This window comes from Clostridioides sp. ES-S-0123-01, assembly GCF_020658415.1.
Classification (GTDB): domain Bacteria; phylum Bacillota; class Clostridia; order Peptostreptococcales; family Peptostreptococcaceae; genus Clostridioides.
In genome coordinates this window covers 308,504-325,006 of the sequence record NZ_JACVWD010000001.1, presented here as the reverse complement: position 1 = coordinate 325,006, position 16,503 = coordinate 308,504, and the positions used below count along the sequence as shown (strand labels likewise).

Here is a 16,503-nt window from a genome sequence, read left to right as displayed (position 1 = left end):
TTACTATTATTTTTTATATCTATTAAATATTTATCTTATTAACTTATTTAATAATACAACAATAAAGCTGTCTTTTACTAGAAAAAATCCTATTACAAGACAGCTTTATATTTATATTTAAATCTTTAATAATTCATAAATAGAAAGAGCATATATTTGAGCAGCTTTTACAATATCCTCTACTATCAAATGTTCATTAGCTTGATGCTCAGTTTCTGGTTTCCCTGGGAAAATAGCTCCAAAGGCAACACAATTGTCTAAAGCTCTTGCATAAGTTGCTCCTCCAGATGAAAGAGGTGTTCCATCAAGACCAGTTTCCTCTTCATATACTTTTCTCAATGTTTTAACAAGAAGTGTATCTTCTGGAACATAAATTGAATCTAAGAAATCATATTCTTTATAATCTAAATTATATTTATCTGTTATTTTCTTTAGTTCTTTTACAAAATCATCTTTTTTATATGTTACAGGAATTCTTACATCAATTCCAGCAAATTCTTTTTTACTATCAATAGTTACTTTACCTATATTTACTGTTAATTTTCCTGATACATCATCCTTGCAATTAGGAACTATATTGTTTCCATTAGCATCTTCACCAATAACTTCTGCTAAAAACTTAATTATATTAGAATCTATTCCTATATTATTAAGAGCTATACAAAGTCTAGCTACTGCATTTATACCAGTATCACTAGCTGCTGAATGAACACTTTTTCCTATTATACATATTTTATTGCCTTCAACAGTGTATTCAAAACCTAATTTATCTAATTCTTTTTTTAACTTATCAGAATATTTTCCAATATAAACTGCTTTTCCTGGAACTGCATTTAAAGCCTTCCCAACTGATAATTCTATATCACTTTTACTCTCACATGTTAAATGAACTTGTAAAAGACCTTTTTCTGCATTTGTTATTGGAAATCTAGAATCAGGAGTAAATCCATAGTCTGGTACTTCTTCATTATTTTCTTTGTATTTATTTATACATCTCCAAAGATTTTCTTCATCAGCTCCAAAAATGAATCTTATTCTCTTATTTAAATCTATATTTAAATCCATAAGAGCTTTTACTGCATAAATTGCTGATATTGTAGGTCCTTTATCATCTTGTGTTCCTCTTCCATATAACTTACCATCTTCTAAAACACCTTCAAATGGTGGATAATTCCAGCTTTCTAAGTCACCTTCTGGAACTACATCAACATGACCAAGTATACCTATCATTTTTTCACCTTGTCCTATTTCTGCATAGCCATAATATCCATCTTTATATACTGTTTTAAACCCTAAAGATTTACATAAGTCTAAAATACCTCTTAAAGCCTTATCTATATTTTCTCCAAATGGGAAATTTTTAGTTGGCTCAGATATAACACTAGGTATTTTTACACTTTCTTGTATTGAAGAAATCATTTCATCTTGTAGAGAACTTACTTTTTCTTTAATTTGTTCTTTCATAATTATCACCCTTCAATTCTCATCATAATATACTAGTAAATATTTTGACCTTTTAAAAGAAAAATATGCTTACTTTTTTAGTTTTTTTATAAATTCAATTGCTTTTAAAGTACCCATTTTAGAGTGGTCAAATGTAAGCCCTCCTTGGAAGTAAACATTATAAGGAGGTCTTATTGGAGCATCTGCACTTAGTTCTATAGAAGAACCTTGTATAAATGCTCCTGCTGCCATTATAACTTCACTTTCATATCCAGGCATATCCCAAGGTACAGGTTTAACATAAGAATCAACTGGAGCAGCTTCTTGTATTCCTTGGCAAAAACTTATGACTTCATCAGCATTATTAAGTCTAATACACTGAATAATATCACTTCTTAAATCATCATGTTTTGGCAATACATCATATCCTAATTTTTCAAAAGCTCTTGAACAAAATATAGCTCCCATCACAGCTTGAGATACTACATAGGGTGCTAGGAAAAATCCTTGAAGAACATTTCTAGTAGTTCCAAAAGTAAGACCACATTCTTTACCTATTCCAGGAGAAGTCATTCTATATGATATAAGCTCAATTAAATCCTTTCTACCAGCTATATACCCACCTGTTAATGCAAGTCCACCTCCAGGATTTTTTATTAGAGAACCAGCCATAACATCTGCTCCAACATCAGTTGGCTCTTTAGTATCTAGAAACTCACCATAACAGTTATCAACCATTACTATAACTTCTGGTTTAACAGATTTTATTACATCAATGGCTTCTTTTATATCACTAATTGAAAGTGATTTTCTCCAAGAATACCCTTTTGACCTTTGTATCATAACAAGTTTAGTTTTATCATTTATTTTTCTTTTAATTCCTTCTAAATCTAAATTTCCATCTTCTAAAAAATCTACATCATCATATGTAACACCATATTCTTTTAAAGAGCCTTTTTCTTCTCTTATACCTATAACACCCTCTAAAGTATCGTATGGTCTTCCAGTAACAGATAGAATTTCATCTCCTGGTCTGACTATTCCTTGTATACATAAAGTGAGTGCGTGTGTTCCATTTACAATTATTGGTCTTACAAGAGCATCTTCTGTATTAAAAACTTTTGAATAAATTTCCTCTATTTTTTCACGTCCAATATCATTATATCCATATCCTGTAGTCCAATTAAAATGCATGTCACTTAATTTAGATTCTTGCATAGCTTTTAAAACTTTATATTGATTGTATTCTCTTATTTCTTTTATTTCCTCAAACTTATATTTTATATCTTCCATTATTTCTTGTGATAATTTAAAAGTATCATCATCTATCCCATAGTAACCTTTCAATAATTCTTTTGTCTCATTAAGCATTTTATCACCTGTCTCTTTGTTATTTTATTTAAACATATCAAAGGAGACTATTTTACTAAAACAAATAAATTGTAGTTTATAAGTTAGCATAAGTCTCCTTTTAATTATCTTAAATTAAATTAGTTATCTATTGTTATTGTTGTTATTATTTTGATTTTGATTAGTTAAATTAATATATTTACCAGGTTGTATAGTCGAAACAGCATGTTTATAAATCATGTTTTGTTGTCTATTGTCCCCTTCTATCAATATTATATAACTGTCAAATCCTTTTACAAGCCCTTTGACTTGAACTCCATTGACTAAATATATAGTAACAGGTATCCTTTCTTTCCTAGCATTATTTAAAAACAAATCTTGTAAATTTAAAACTGTATTTTTCATTAGATTTGTACCCTCCCAAGATTAAATTGAACATCTAAAATATTCCTATCTTATATTCTATATAAGTTATGATAAATTTTCAATATGAAGTTGTATACTTAAAAATTTATATATATTATTTTATAGAATTTTTAATATATATAATTATTTCATTTTTTAATAAATCTATATCTTCATATTTATCCAAATCAAACCATTTTGCTGTTTCATATCTTTTAAACCAAGTTATCTGACGTTTTGCATACCTTCTAGAATCCCTTTTTATTATTTCAATGGCCTCTTCATATGTATATTCTCCATCTAGATACTTCAATATCTCTTTGTATCCTATACCTTGCATTGATATCATATCTTTTTTAAATCCCATATTTAGGAGTTTTTTAACTTCTTCAACCAAACCACTCTCTATCATGATATCGACTCTCATATTTATTCTTTCATACAAATGCTCTCTATCTCTATTCAAAACTATTATTATAGGTTGATAATCGTCATTAAATTTTAAGTCACTTGAAAAATCATTCATTTTATTACCACTTAAACAAACTTCAAGTGCTCTTATAACTCTCTTTGTATTGTTTTTATGAATTCTATCAGCAGCTTCTTCATCAAGTGATTTTAATCTATCATGCATGTAATCTATTCCATTCTCAAGAAGTTGTTTTTGAAGTTCTTTTCTTAATTCATTATTAGCATCAGATTTTGCAAAATCCATATTGTATATTAAAGAATTGAGATAAAGACCTGTTCCTCCAGTCACTAAAACACACTTTCCCTTTTGATTTATTTCAGATATATATTTTTTTGCCCTTTGTTGAAATTCTGAAACTGAAAATGGATAGTCAGGTTTAACCTCATCTATAAGATAATGCTTTACTCCTTGCATTTCCTCAGATGTAACTTTTGCACTTCCAATATCCATATATTTATATATTTGCATAGAATCTGCTGAAATTATCTCTGCATCCATATCTTTTGCTAACTTTATTGACAAATCAGTCTTTCCAACAGCAGTTGGACCTGTAAGTATTATAAGTGGTATTTTTTTCATAACATTCCTTTCCATATATTTTAAATATCCAAAATATTTTACATAATTCTTTTAAACATTTTTTCTATTTCGGTCTTAGAAATTTCAACCATTATAGGTCTGCCATGAGGACACGTAAATGGATTCTCACAATTTTCTAATTGTTCCAATAAGCTTTTTATCTCAATATCATATATTTTATCATTTGCTTTTATAGCAGACCTACATGCCATAGATGCAAATCTCTCACCTTTTAAATCATAATTACTTGTAATCTCATCTATATTATCAATTATTTGAAGTATAAACTTTTCAGTTTCTGGAATTCCAAATATAGTTGGAACACATCTTATCATTACATGATTGTTGCCAAAAACTTCTAATTCGAAACCAAATTTCATAAATAACTCTAAATTATTTTCAATTTGAAGCATATCTACATTTGATACTTCAAGAATTACTGGGTCTAAAAGTATTTGCATATTGATATCTTGTCTATAGAACTTATCCATATATCTCTCATACAAAACTCTTTCATGTGCAGCATGTTGGTCTAACAAATACATAGAATCATCTTTACTTAGAATTATATAAGTATTAAATACGACTCCAATTACAGAATATCCATATAAAGAAAATCTTTGTTTTGAATTAGTTAAATATTCCTCTTGGCTGTCTTTAATACTTCTTTCTAAATAATTACTATCTTCATTTTTAGAACTATCAATTTGTTTAGGCCTATCAACTTGAAATTCTTCTTGTATATTGTCATTTACAACCTCTTCTTCTAAAGAGCCCGTATTTTTTAATTCATTTTCTATATTTGCATTTAAAACTTCGCTTACAGAAGGAAATTCGTCTATTGGTTTTTCACTTGATAAACTTACAACTTCAATGAATTCATCTTTCTCTTTAGTTGTATTATTATTTTTTGAATTAGCTTCAATGAAGTTCTTATTTTTAAATTCATAATCTGTACTTTTTTCTCTACTATTGATAGCAATTCGAGGCTGCGTTTTTTTATCATTATATGTAGCATACTTTCCAATAAGATTAGAATGTATTAATTTAACTTTTAAAAAATCTCTTAACTCTATATACACTTCTTGTTCTTTTTCAAATTTAACTTCAAGCTTATTAGGATGTATATTTACATCAATACCTGCTGGGTCTACTTCTATATTTAAAAAACAAACAGCATGCTTACCTATTGGAATTATAGACTTATAACTTTCAGTTATTGCATCTATAATTATTTTACTTTTTACAAATCTTTTATTTATATAGATATGTTGCAAGTTTTTATTGGAACGATAGATGTTATTATTTCCTATATATCCATCAATTTTAAAGTTATTGCATTTAAATTCTATATTTATTAGGTTTTCCGTTATTTCTTTTCCATATATACTCCTAATAGTATTTATGAGCTTTCCATCACCTGGTGTATTTAACATTTGTTTATTATTATTTGTATATTTAAATTGGATATTAGGATTGCCTATTGCAAGCTTATTTATCAAATCACTTATGTTTATGGTTTCAGCATGGGTAGATTTCAAAAATTTCTGTCTTGCTGGTGTATTAAAGAAAATCTCTTTTATAATGATTGTTGTACCATTAGTGGAACCAATTGGCTCCTTTGAAACTATTTTTCCACCTTCTACAAATATTTTAGTTCCAACCATTTCATCTTTGGTTTTAGTAATCATTTCTAATTTTGATATAGCTGAAATAGATGCTAATGCTTCTCCTCTAAATCCAAGAGAGTACAAATCATATAAATCATCAATTTTTTTAATTTTACTAGTAGCATGTCTTAAAAATGATTTCTCAACTTCGCTTGAAGGTATTCCTATTCCATTATCTGTGATTTTAATTAAGGTTTTTCCTCCATCAATGATATCTATAGAAATCTTATTTGCACCTGCATCAATAGAATTCTCAATTAATTCTTTTAATGCAGAAGACGGTCTTTCTACTACTTCTCCTGCTGCTATTTTATTTATAGTCAAATCATCTAGGATGTTAATTATATTTTTCATTTTTACACCTCTAAGATTTTATTTCTTTTGCTTTTTTTTGAAGACTGTAAAGAGAATTTATAGCATCTAATGGAGTCATATTTAAAATATCTAAGTTTAAAATTTCTTCTGACAATATATCTCTCTTTACACTATCAAAAGATATTTGAGTTAGTGCTAATTCCTTTACAGAATCTTCTTTATCAATTTCTTCTTTACTATCCTTTTTCTTCATTGAAATAACTTCATCGTTTAACGTTTTAAACTTAGAATTTAGTTTATCATAATCCTTTTTCATGTGTTTATAATCTTTTACTATAAGCTCATGCTCTATTTTTAGAGATTCGTATTTATTTTTAAAATTGCTCTGATTTACCTTAAGTAGTTCTTCATCTAAATCATTATTAATCACAATAGTTTTTTCTTTATCTCCATTTATTGCTACACTGTTATAAACATGATTTTTTTCTAAATCCTTAAGTATATATTTTGCTCTATCTATGACTTCATCTGGCAATTTAGCTAATTTAGCAACATAGATTCCATAACTCTTATCTGCACCTTGAGGAATTATTTTTCTTAAAAATATTATTCCCTCTCCATCTTCTTTAACTGCTATTGAATAATTTTTAACCTCTTTAAATTCTTCTTCTAAATCAGTAAGTTCATGATAATGTGTTGCAAATAGTGTCTTACATCTAATATTCTTTTGAATATATTCTACTATTGACCATGCTAAACTTATACCATCATAAGTACTAGTTCCACGTCCTATTTCATCTAAAATAACTAAGCTTCTTTCAGTAGCATTTTTTAATATAAGAGATACCTCATTCATCTCTACCATAAAAGTAGATTGTCCTTGAGATAAATCATCACTAGCCCCTACTCTTGTAAATATTCTATCTAATATCGGTACATTAGCATATTCTGCTGGAACAAAAGATCCTATATGTGCCATAAGTGCTATTATAGCAGTTTGTCTCATATATGTTGACTTACCAGACATATTAGGTCCAGTTATTATGTTAATGATGTTTTCTCCACGATTTAAATATGTATCATTTGGAACAAAATTTTCTTCACCTACTATATTTTCAACAACTGGATGTCTACCATTTCTTATATCGAGTTTATTATTTTCGTTTATCTGTGGTTTTATATAGTTGTTTATGTGAGCAACTGTTGCCAAAGATACAAAAACGTCTATATTAGCTATAATCTTAGCTACTTTTTGTATTCTGTCTATATTTTTATATATAGTATCTCTTATACTTACAAATATCTCATATTCTAGAGATTTAATTTTCTCTTCAGCATGTAGTATCTTTTCTTCTATTTCTTTTAACTCTGGAGTTATATATCTTTCTGCATTACTAAGTGTCTGCTTTCTTATATATGTCTCATCTAGTTTTGCTTGTTTAAAGTTAGCCTTTGTTATTTCTATATAATATCCAAATACTTTATTAAATCCTATTTTTAATGATTTAACTCCCGTCTTTTCTCTTTCTCTATTTTCTATTTCTTTTATAAGAAAAGCACCATTTTTAGAAATATCCCTCAATTCTTTAAGTTCATCACTAAAATCAGACTTAATTATATTCCCATCTTTTATAGTTATTGTAGGTTCTTCCAAAATGGCTTCATCTATTAAACTGTATATATCATCCAACTTGTCCATTTCTGATACATACTCTTTTAATCTATTTGCATTTGATAAGTCTATTGTGTCTTTTAGATTTGGTAATTTTTCTACTGAATTTTTTAAGTGAACTAATTCTTTTGGTGTTACTCTTTCAAATGCTATTTTCCCACATATTCTTTCTATATCATATATATTTTTAAGTATATCATTTAAATCTTCTCTTAGTATAAAATCATCTTTTATTTCTTCTATTACATTTAATCTATTTTCAATTTTAGGTTTATTTATCAGAGGCTCTTCTACATATTTTCTTAGAAGTCTTCCTCCCATCGCAGTAGATGTTTTGTCTAAAACATGTAATAGTGAACCTTTCTTTTTATTTCCTCTTATAGTCTGAGTAAGTTCTAAATTAGTTCTAGTAAACATATCTAAGACCATATACTCTGATGAATTGTATATATTTATATTATTAATATTGGATGTTATCTGCTTTTGAGTGTTATATATATAGTTTAGAAGAATTGATAAACTCGATTTTATAAGACCCTTATCATCAAACTTTAATTTTTGTAGATAAACCTCTGGAAAATACTCTTTTAATATATTTATATCTAAATAGTTTTCGCTAAAACTTTCATTTATGTATATGTTGCTTACAGTAGCTATATCTCTAAGTTTTTCTATAAAATTCAAATCATTTATAATTATTTCTGTAGGATGAATTTTTGCAATTTCTTCTATTACTTTATCTTCATTCAGACAAGTTGCATTAGCTTCTCCTGTACTTATATCTACATAAGTTAAACCTATATTGGTGTCATCCTTATATAAAGATAATAAATAATTATTTTTTTTATTTTCAAGTAAATTTCCATCTAGAACTGTTCCAGGAGTAATAACTCTTATTACCTCTCTCCTAACAATTCCTTTTGCAGTAGATGGGTCTTCCATTTGCTCACCTATTGCTACTTTATATCCATTTTCTACTAACTTTGATATATATGAATTGGCTGAGTGAAATGGTACTCCACACATAGGAGCACGTTCTTCTAAACCACAGGCTTTCCCTGTTAATGCTATTTCAAGAGCTTTTGAAGCTACTAATGCATCTTCAAAAAACATTTCATAAAAATCTCCCAATCTAAAAAACAGTATACAATCTTTATATCTATTTTTTACTTCAAGATACTGTTTCATCATAGGAGTTAATTTATTCATATCTATTTGCATTATTAAACCTCCTTCTTTTCTAATTAAATATTATATCATAGTACTTGATTATTATTAACATAATATATAAAATTTTGACGTATAACTAAAAAACAATCCAAAATGCTGATTGCACTTTGGATTGTTAAGTTTAATAATCACTAGGTAAAAACGTATAGAATTTTATAATAAAGATATTATCTCTTTTTTCAGTTTAATAACATTCTCAAGATTATCTTCATTTATATTTCTATTATCTATGATAAATTCTTTTTTTACTATTGATGGTTTTTTTGAAATAACATAAATTCTATTTGATAGCATTATAGCTTCATCAATATCATGAGTTATAAGAAGTATCGTTGAATTTACTTTTTTCTTAACTTCTAAAAGCCATTTTTGCATAGATGTTTTAGTTAATGAATCGAGTGCACCAAAAGGTTCATCTAAAAGCATTATGTCATTAGAATTTATAAAAGTTCTCAAAAAATTAGCTCTTTGTCTCATACCTCCAGAAAGCTCTGATGGATATTTATACTCATACCCTTCCAAACCAAAAACCTCAAAGTAGTGTTTTACCATAGACCTAGCTTTGCTCTTTTTTTCTTTTTTTAGTGCCAATGGAAGAGACACATTATCTATTATAGTTTTATATGGTAAAAGTAAATCTTTTTGATACATGTAGCTATAATTACCGTTTATGTTTACCATACCACTATTATAGTCTGTCAATTGAGTTATAATATTAAAGATAGTACTTTTTCCACATCCGCTTGGTCCCAATATAGAAACAAATTCGCCTTCATAAACATCAATACTTATATCTTTTAAAACATCTACATCTTTATATGTCTTTGATACATTTTCTATAGATATTTTTACCTTTTTATTGTGGTAAGAATTCATTTGTGTAAGCATCACTTGCCTTCATATCCTTATCTATTAATTTATATTCTTTTAAGAATGATGTATAGTTATTCCATACACTATCTTTCATTTCTCCCCATCTTGGTGCATCATCTTTATATTTACTTGCTAAATATTCTTGACTTTTTATTGCTAATTTTTCATCTACCTCAGGAGCATGCTTTACTAAAATTTTTGCAGCATCTTCAGGATTTTTTATTGCATACTCATAACCTTTTGTTGTAGCTTTTAAGAATTTCTTAGCAAGTTCTGGGTTGTCTTTAAGTACAGTCTCATTAGAAATTATAAGTGGTGTATAATAATCTAATCTTTCATCTAGGTCTTTTACTGGTATAAAGTTTAAATCATAATCAATTAAATTAGCTTTAACTACATCCCAACCTTCAAATATCCATGCAAAATCTACAGTTTTCATAGCTGCAAAGAAATCATCTTGACCAGTATTAACTATCTTTAATTTATTAAAGTCAGCTCCATTTTTATTCATAACTGCTTTAAAAACAGCTTCTTCTGATGGAGAACCCCAACCTCCATAAGTTTTTCCTTCAAAATCTTTTGCTGTAGTTATGTTTTTTTCTTTTGGAGATGCAAATCCAGAAGTATTGTGTTGTATAACAGTAGCTACAGCTTTTATTGGAAGTGGGTCTTCACTAGTTTTTGCGTAAGTAACTTGTTCTTGATAACTTATACCAAAGTCAGCCTTTCCTGTTGCTACTAAAGTCTCAGCTCCACTTTCAGGTGGTTGTACTATTTCAACATCCAAGCCTTCTTCTTTATAATAACCTTTATCAAGCGCCACAAATAATCCAGTATGATTAGTATTTGGTGTCCAATCAAGTACAACAGTCACTTTTTTAGAAGAAGTATCTTTACTATTTTTTTTGTCTTTATCACTATTATTTCCAGAAGAACATCCAGTTATTGTTGCTAATGTAAGAGCACTTACTAAACCTAATATTCCTAATTTTTTGAAATTCATAATATCCTCCCTCAAGTACATTTAATCTTCTAATCTATGTTTTATAACAACTTTTTTTATAGCTTGTACAATTCCTACAAATATTAAGCTAAATATAACTACTAATATAGTAGATGCAAATACTTTATCAAGTGCATATGCACTTTTTGACCTTAGCATATAAACACCAAGACCTTTAGTTCCACCTAACCACTCTGCAACAGTTGCTGCCATTACAGCATAAGTAGAAGATATTTTAAGTCCAGAAAAAAATTTATCCATTGACATAGGAAATTTGAGATGAATAAAAGTATTAATCTTATTTGAATTCATAGTCTTAAACAAATTTAAATAATCTTTATCAATATTCTCAATACCATCTACAAAACTTATTAATATAGGGAAAAAACACGTAAGTGTTACCATCAATATTTTTGGCATTGTTCCAAAGCCAAACCAAATCATAAAAAGTGGAGCTATTATTATTGTAGGTATCATTTGAGTCACTAACATAATAGGATAAAGACATTTTTTTATTATCAATACAAAATCCATTAATATTCCAATTATTAAAGATATTATTATCGCAACTATAAAGCCAAATATTGCTTCCCCTATAGTAACCATGGCATGCATGGATAAATTTTGATAATCTTTAAAAAATACGTTAATTATATCTATTGGTGTAGGCAGTATATATTGAGGAACTCTTAAAACTTCTACCACAGATTGCCAAAAAATAAGTATAAACAAAAATGTTGCTATTGGATATATACTATTTTTGACTTTATCTATGATTTCTAAGTTTATCATCTATAGTTAAACCCCCAGCTTTTTCATCTACTCTAGCTACTGTTATAACTCTTTCACATCCAAGATTAAAAGGGATTTTATGTACTTTTTTTAGTAGTTCAAAAACTTCATCAAAATCACCTTCAACAGTAGTACTCATTGCTCCTATTTCACATTTAAGACCACTGTTTTCAATTTCTGCTATACAAGCATCTACTACTTTATACATTTCTTCTTCACCTTTGTAAGGTCTTAGTGGCATTACTGCTATGTCTGCAATTACCATTTAAATCACTCCTTTTAAAATAATTAATACCTACTAGGTATATTTTGTTTTTTATTAAAATATTTTATAGATAAAAACATAGTATATTTAAATAAAATAAAAGTCTTATCCAAAATAGGATAAGACTTATTTTTATCTTTACTGGTCTCCCTACACTGGCATTATCCAAACAGGTTCAAAGGGTCGAGATAAAATCTCCTCTCAGCATATTAGCTCCCCGAAATATATTATATCTTTTCTACTTGATTATACTACACTTATCATATTTTAACAAATTTTTTATTTATATCATATATTTTATTTGTATTAAAATTTACAAAACTACTATAGTAGTTTATGATTTATTGTCTTTATTCTCACTAATTTTGTAAAATTTCAATAACCATCTTTGATTTACTATAGCTTTATTCTGTTAATGCTATTATTTTTGATATAATAGATTTTTATACACATATATTTATTATCTATACTCTTTTTAATATATTGAACACTTCCTGTTGATTAATTTTGTGCTACTTCATCAATATAATTCAAATAGATTAATAATATAACTTTACAGTTCCTTTTACACAACAAGCTTTATTACATAATTTACTTGTATGTTTTATTTTTAAAGGACAAAATAACTTTTATATTTAATTTTTTTAGTTTATATATTGAAAAATAAAACGTTTTCCTGTAATATTATAATCGTAGAATAAAACTAACTAGGCAAAACTAGAGAAATTTAGTGACGCAAAGCTATAGGGACTAACACTTATAAAATAAGTTATGTCAGCCAGTTGCCAAAAAGATATTTTCTTTTTGTTTTTTATGAAAGTTTTTTAGGGGGATAAATAATATATGTTTATGAATAAAATAGATAGATGTACACATATACTAACTGCCTATATATGTAGTTCATATGACTACTGTAATTTTATAGATACGCAGTTAAACGATTTTATACTAGAGTATGGTGAAAATGTTGTGGAATCTTGTTTACATCAAGTGATGGTATTGGTAAGTAAGTATAATTAAATGGATTTTATTTTCTAGAAAACCCTTTTTAGTTTTATCTACATTTTAAATGTATTATTGATATAAAATTGATAAAAAAAAGATATCATTTGTATAATCATGTTGCTCAATTTCCTTATGAGTATGCCCTGCTACTATCGCATCAATTCCATCAACTTCTTTAGCTAGTTCTTGTATTCTATTACCTGGATTTTTAGGCTTTTTAGGTTTTTCTCCACTATGTACTATGGCTAATAGTATATCTGGATTTTCTTTTTCTTTTATTTCCTTCACCCATTTTTTAGCATCATCTATCATATCATTCATATATAAATCCTGGTATGTAGCCATATCTTTTAAATCTCTGGACTTAGCCTTAATTTTATTTTCGTTTTCATCAAAATCCCATCCTTCTCCGACTTCTTTGATTGTAAGACCAAGTATACCAAGCTTAACTTCACCATATTTTGTTTCAATTGTATTTATTGTGTAAGGTTTAACATAACTTGAACTGTTACTATTATATGTATTTACAGATAAAACTTCTATATTTTCACTATTAAATTCATTTATCATTTTATCTAAATTTTTTTTAGAGCTAGAAACAAACTCATGATTACCAAGCACTACTGCATCATATTTAACTTCACTCATTTGTCTAACTATAGGTACTTCTTTTTTAATTACTTCATCTTTTTCGTAAGCATCTCGAGCCTCACTAAGATATTGCTCCATTGCTCCTAAACCATCCGAATCATAAAAATCTCCTGCATCTACTAATGTTATATTAGAGTCTTTTTTTCTTTCTTCGTTTATTTTTTCAGCTACATTATAGGTAACTTCTCCATGTAAGTCTGTAGTTGCTAATATATTGATTTCAGTGATTTTATCATTTTTAGAATTAGTGCAACCTGTCAATATCATTAGAATTGAGATTAAACATAAACTTAATACTTTGGCTTTACTTTTAAAATTCATTTTATCCCCCTATAAAACTTGATATACATAAAGTATAGCAGTTAAACTAACAAACTAATTTACACCAAAATATATATTAGCGTAATTAATAAGCTAATTTATTCTCAATAAATCTCTAAATGTATTATTTAAAATTTACATTACTCATCTGTATTAACCTGTCCTAAGTATTTAAAATTAGAATTCTTATTTTCAATAGTTAATTGTTTTGGTAATGAATAAATTAATGATTTAGAATCAATTATATCTATTTTAAAATATGTAATCAATGATAATAAACATAAAATTAATGCCATTAAATTTCCTGTTTTATTTTTTTCATTAAACATATTAGATACTCTTTTTTTTATATCTGATTTCTTATGCAGTCCAGCTACAAATTTATTTGAAGAATTTAAATCTTTTTTCATTGCACCTATAATAGTCAAAGCATACTCTTTTTTATCTTCTATACTACGATTTTTTAAAACTCTTTCATCACAATAAAGTTCACAATCTAAATCTATAACTTTATCCATAATGTACATAAAAGGATTAAACCAATATACTATTTTTAAGAATAATACTAAATATTTAATATAAATGTCTTTACTCTTAAAATGCATAAGTTCATGTCTAAATATCTATTCAAGTTCTTTTAATTTATAATCATATGGTGGTAAAAGAACACAGAAATTAAAAAATGACGGAGTTTCAACTTCATGAGAATATTTAATCTTTACATTTTTATTTATATTAAGCTCTTTTAATAAACTATCATAAAGATTGTTTATGTCTTCATCATCAACATCATAGGACAAATCCTCTATCAGATTTTTAAGCTTAATATATTTCCATAAAGTAGAAATCAAATAAAATATCGTAACAGTAATCCAAATAGACACTAAAATAATAGTACACAAAGTAGAAATATTGTTAAAACCTTCTAAATTTACCTTATTAATATTGTGTTGATATTTCAATTCATTAAATGCAAAAGTATAATATGTAAATGGTAATAATAGTTTTATAATGACAATAAACCATATATAATAGTTAAATTTTCTACTGAAAGTTTTAAAAATAGTCATTCTAAAAACTAATAAGAGAACTATAAATAAACTACTTACTAAAACGGTTCTAAAAAAATCGTTTAAAATTGAAATCATAAATTTTCACCCCCTTATTCTAGAGTGAATTGTAGAATATTTAAAAAACAAGCACCAATATAAAAATAGCAACAGGACTATGTCTTTCTTAATACAAAGAATTCCTTCATGACACCAGTTAAAAATTCCAATATCTTTTGACAGTTGACATACTTAAATTTAATTAAATAGGATAATGACTTTTAGGTATAGCTTTTCTTTTATCTCTTTTAAGACATAATCGAGTCATCCTCTATTATCAATAAGCATAGTTGGTTTTAATTTTATTCCATCCGAATCTTTTTTTATAAAAATTTAAATACTTCTTTTATATAATTTTGATTGTAACATAGAGCATAACATAATACCACAAGAGCTATTATATAAATAAAGAATACTCAAATATTTTTCATAATTACGCTACAATTGTTAAATGATACAAAAATAGTATAAAAGACTATAAGGATTGTTACAAAGATTTATTCTACATTTGACAGAAAGACACCCAAATATTAGAATTAAAGAAACATATGATTTCTTCATTTTTGGCGGATAAAGCCTATACAAAATAAACTATACAGAATCTAAGGAGATTATTTAAATGAATAAAAAATTAATTGGAATTTTGGCTGGGATGGGCCCAAGGTCAACAGCGCCATTTGTTGATTTAATTATTGATAAATGTCAGTCTCAGTATGGAGCGAGATACGATGAAGAGTTTCCTGAAATTATGATATATTCCTTACCTACTCCATTTTATATTGACCGCGCAATAAATCATGAACTTATGAAAAAAACTATCATTAAGGGTCTAAAAAAACTTGAATCAATTGGAACAAACTTTATTGCGATGCCGTGCAATTCAGCTCATATATATTTTGAAGAATTGAAAGAATCAATAGGTATTCCATTATTAAATATTGTAGAAGAAACTATTAAATATTTACCTGCTACGCCACAAAAAGTAACTCTACTTTCAACAAGTTCAACATTTGAATCTACAATTTATCAAAAAGGTATAACAAAAGCTGGTCATGAATTTATATTTAAAGAAGAATGGCAAAAAAAGATAAATGCTCTTATACAAAACATAAAAACAGATAAGAATAATCCACAAAATATCAATATTTGGAATGAACTTCTAGAAAGTATAAAATTTGAATCTATTGAAAATATAGTGATTGCTTGCACTGATTTAAATGTTGTCTTGGAAAATATACAACCATCAATTAACATTATTGATTCGTCAAAATGTTTAGCAGAGTCAGTTATTAAGAAATATTTAGAGTTAGAAAAATAGAATTTACTCTATTTTTAATTTATAAATATT

13 protein-coding genes, 1 pseudogene and 2 riboswitches are annotated in these 16,503 nt (G+C 26.9%); of the genes and pseudogenes, 2 read left to right on the top strand and 12 right to left on the bottom strand.

From position 1 onward, the window contains the following. Positions 1-117: 117 nt before the first annotated feature. The 10 genes from IC175_RS01405 to IC175_RS01360 form a co-directional block, all read right to left on the bottom strand. Positions 118-1,464: a M20 family metallopeptidase gene (locus IC175_RS01405; protein WP_227435135.1), complete on the bottom strand. Its 1,347-nt coding sequence runs from the start codon at positions 1,462-1,464 to the stop codon at positions 118-120. Positions 1,465-1,533: 69 nt separating this feature from the next. Further along, complete coding sequence (locus tag IC175_RS01400; protein WP_227435134.1) at positions 1,534-2,814, bottom strand: methionine gamma-lyase family protein; 1,281 nt, start codon at positions 2,812-2,814, stop codon at positions 1,534-1,536. A 123-nt stretch (positions 2,815-2,937) separates the two neighbouring features. Beyond that, a complete protein-coding gene (gene hfq, locus IC175_RS01395; protein WP_003428780.1) occupies positions 2,938-3,198 on the bottom strand; it encodes an RNA chaperone Hfq in 261 nt (86 codons plus the stop codon). A gap of 115 nt (positions 3,199-3,313) precedes the next feature. Continuing rightward, the gene (gene miaA, locus IC175_RS01390; protein ID WP_227845754.1) at positions 3,314-4,249 is read right to left on the bottom strand and encodes a tRNA (adenosine(37)-N6)-dimethylallyltransferase MiaA; all 936 of its coding nucleotides are present in this window, start codon (positions 4,247-4,249) and stop codon (positions 3,314-3,316) included. A gap of 38 nt (positions 4,250-4,287) precedes the next feature. Next, positions 4,288-6,273 (bottom strand): DNA mismatch repair endonuclease MutL, encoded by a 1,986-nt coding sequence (gene mutL / locus IC175_RS01385; RefSeq protein WP_227851016.1) that lies wholly within the window; start codon positions 6,271-6,273, stop codon positions 4,288-4,290. Between the two features lie 10 nt (positions 6,274-6,283). Continuing rightward, complete coding sequence (gene mutS / locus IC175_RS01380) at positions 6,284-9,127, bottom strand: DNA mismatch repair protein MutS (protein ID WP_227851015.1); 2,844 nt, start codon at positions 9,125-9,127, stop codon at positions 6,284-6,286. Between the two features lie 162 nt (positions 9,128-9,289). Further along, entirely contained in the window at positions 9,290-10,024 is a 735-nt protein-coding gene (locus IC175_RS01375) for an ABC transporter ATP-binding protein (protein WP_227851014.1), read from the bottom strand. After that, positions 9,993-11,012, bottom strand: coding sequence for an ABC transporter substrate-binding protein (locus IC175_RS01370; RefSeq protein ID WP_227482632.1), 1,020 nt, complete (start codon positions 11,010-11,012; stop codon positions 9,993-9,995). The genes IC175_RS01375 and IC175_RS01370 overlap by 32 nt, the downstream gene beginning before the upstream one ends. A gap of 21 nt (positions 11,013-11,033) precedes the next feature. Next, a complete protein-coding gene (locus IC175_RS01365) occupies positions 11,034-11,804 on the bottom strand; it encodes an ABC transporter permease (protein ID WP_227435129.1) in 771 nt (256 codons plus the stop codon). Continuing rightward, on the bottom strand, positions 11,779-12,069 hold the full coding sequence (locus tag IC175_RS01360; protein WP_227435128.1) for an MTH1187 family thiamine-binding protein: 291 nt from the start codon (positions 12,067-12,069) through the stop codon (positions 11,779-11,781). Before IC175_RS01360 ends, IC175_RS01365 begins: the two co-directional genes overlap by 26 nt. Before the next feature lie 130 nt (positions 12,070-12,199). Further along, positions 12,200-12,299, bottom strand: a riboswitch (TPP riboswitch). A 470-nt stretch (positions 12,300-12,769) separates the two neighbouring features. Then, positions 12,770-12,859, top strand: a riboswitch (cyclic di-GMP riboswitch). 53 nt (positions 12,860-12,912) lie between these two features. Between IC175_RS01360 and IC175_RS01355 the strand changes: the two genes are divergently transcribed. After that, positions 12,913-13,089, top strand: coding sequence for a hypothetical protein (locus IC175_RS01355; RefSeq protein WP_227435127.1), 177 nt, complete (start codon positions 12,913-12,915; stop codon positions 13,087-13,089). Between the two features lie 54 nt (positions 13,090-13,143). Here the strand turns inward: IC175_RS01355 and IC175_RS01350 are convergent, their stop codons facing one another. Together IC175_RS01350 and IC175_RS01345 are read right to left on the bottom strand one after the other, a co-directional pair. Further along, on the bottom strand, positions 13,144-14,046 hold the full coding sequence (locus IC175_RS01350) for a metallophosphoesterase (RefSeq protein WP_227851013.1): 903 nt from the start codon (positions 14,044-14,046) through the stop codon (positions 13,144-13,146). 140 nt (positions 14,047-14,186) lie between these two features. Continuing rightward, a pseudogene (locus tag IC175_RS01345) lies at positions 14,187-15,194 on the bottom strand (M56 family metallopeptidase). Between the two features lie 580 nt (positions 15,195-15,774). Here IC175_RS01345 and IC175_RS01340 point away from each other — a divergent pair. Beyond that, on the top strand, positions 15,775-16,473 hold the full coding sequence (locus IC175_RS01340) for an amino acid racemase (protein WP_227851012.1): 699 nt from the start codon (positions 15,775-15,777) through the stop codon (positions 16,471-16,473). The last annotated feature ends 30 nt before the right edge of the window (positions 16,474-16,503 follow it).